The sequence below is a fragment of the Embleya sp. NPDC025285 genome, assembly GCF_055558835.1.
Genome location: NZ_JBVHLU010000277.1, coordinates 1 through 1841, shown reverse-complemented (window position 1 = coordinate 1841; position 1841 = coordinate 1). Strand labels below are relative to the sequence as shown.

Annotated in this window: 1 protein-coding gene and 1 pseudogene; both read right to left on the bottom strand. The window is 74.2% G+C overall.

The genetic code is table 11. From position 1 onward, the window contains the following. Positions 1 to 267: pseudogene (locus ACZ4FV_RS52185) on the bottom strand (hypothetical protein); the annotation flags it as partial. A 302-nt stretch (positions 268 to 569) separates the two neighbouring features. After that, positions 570 to 1460 (bottom strand): universal stress protein, encoded by an 891-nt coding sequence (locus ACZ4FV_RS52180; protein WP_465328505.1) that lies wholly within the window; start codon positions 1458 to 1460, stop codon positions 570 to 572. Positions 1461 to 1841 lie beyond the last annotated feature (381 nt).

Genomic DNA, 1841 nt, shown 5'->3' with positions numbered 1-1841 from the left:
GGGGGAGCCGCCGTCGAGCCAACCCTTGCCGCTCGCGGTGGCGTAGCCGAAGCCGAACGTCTTGTCCAGGAACGCCCACAGGAACACGAAGCCCAACAGGACCCGCAGGCCGGCCACGGCGATGTCGGTGGTGCGGACCGCGGCGACGGCCGGGGAGCCGGTCGCGGTGTCGAGCGCCGACCCGTCGACCGTGGCCTGGGGCGCCGGAGCGGAGCGGTGCGGCAGGTGCAGGCGCGAGGGCATCCGGTGCTGGTGCGACGTTGCCATGTCGATTCCCTCCCTGGTGACGCCGGGCCCGGTGCCCGGCGCTCGGCCACGAACGTGTTCCGCCGGGCCGTGACATCAATCTCCCGTGTGTCCGGTGCCCGCCCCAGGGCCGACCGGCCCGACCTGTCGGGTCCAACAGCCGGTTGCCCGCGCGGCGTTGCGGCGAGCGGTGCAGGCGCGCAGCGAAATGCGGGCGGTCGCCCCCGACGGATCGGGGACGACCGCCCGCGGCCGATGGGCACCCGGGAGCGCATCGCACCTTTGTGCCATGCCCTCCGTTCGCCCGTGACCGAAACGGCGGGTCAGTCCACGGGCACGAGGAGGACGGGCGCGTGTGCGTGATGCAGGACCGTGTGGCTGACCCGGCCCAGGCGGGTCCCGAAACGGGCGGTGCGTCGGTGGGCGGCCAGGACCACCAGGTCGGCCTCGCGGGACGCCTCCACCAGTGCGCGACCCGCGCCTTCGCGCACGAGCCGCACCTGGGACTCGATCTCGGGGTGCTTGGCCCGAGGTGCAGCCGTCCATGTGTCCAGGGCGTCGCGCCGCAGGGCGCTTGCCGCGGCCAGGGACTCCAGCGCAGGCGCGGGAAGCCCGATCGGCGCGGGCGTGACCGGTGGGAGCGCGTTGAGCGCGCACACCCGCAGATGCCGCAGCTGGGCCTCCTCGTAGGCGGCTTCCACGGCGGGCCGGCAGTCCGCGCCCTCGACGCCGACCACGACCAGGCCCTCGGGGCCGCCGTCCACGGCCGGTGAGGGGTCGTGTTCGCCACGCACCACGAGCAAGGGGCACAGTGTGTAGGCGGCCACCGACAGGCTGACCGAGCCCAGCAACAGGCCGGCCATGCGTCCGTGCCCGCGGCTGCCGACCACCACGAGCGAAGCGTGTTCGGCGCAGGCGAGCAACACCTCGTGCGCGGCGCCGCGGCGGACCCGCCCGATCGTCCACACCTGCGGGTGCAGCGCCTGCGCGTGCGCGACGGCCGCCTCGGTCGCCTCCTCCGCCTCCCGGCGGACCTGCCCGACGTAGGAGTCGAGTTGGCCGTCCTCCGGCAGCGTCCACGCGGCGACGATCTCCAACGGCAGACCGCGGTTCGCCGCCTCCAGGGTGGCCTGGGTGACTGCGGACAGTGCGGCGGGCGAACCGTCCACGCCGACGACCACGTGCCCGACGGGAGCGTGCGGGGTGACAGACATGGACTCGTCCCTTCTCGACGGCAACACCTCGGCAGTGCCTGCCTGTTGAGTCCATGTCAGCGCATTCCGAAGGGCGCCGTAGGGGCCGTTCGGAATGGGTGACCGGGCCGGTCGGCCCGGTCACGGCCCGGTCGGCATAGGCTGTGCGGTCGGGGGCTGATCCCGTGTCCCGTCCGAGACGAGCTGGCGGCGATTGTCGGCGTCAGCCCAGCGGGACGCGCCATTCCAGGAGGGCTCCGCGGTCGGGGGCGGGCCCGAACGAGCAGGTGCCGCCGAGGGATTCGGCCCGTTCGCGCATGTTCGCCAACCCGCTGTCGCGGGTCGGGTGCGCCGGTGGGCCAACGCCGTCGTCGCGCACCCGCAGCCGCACGTGGTCGCCTT

Coding starts and splice junctions, on each gene's coding strand:
- ACZ4FV_RS52180 (WP_465328505.1), bottom strand. CDS start 1,460: ATGTCTGTCACCCCGCACGCTCCCGTCGGGCACGTGGTCGTCGGCGTG.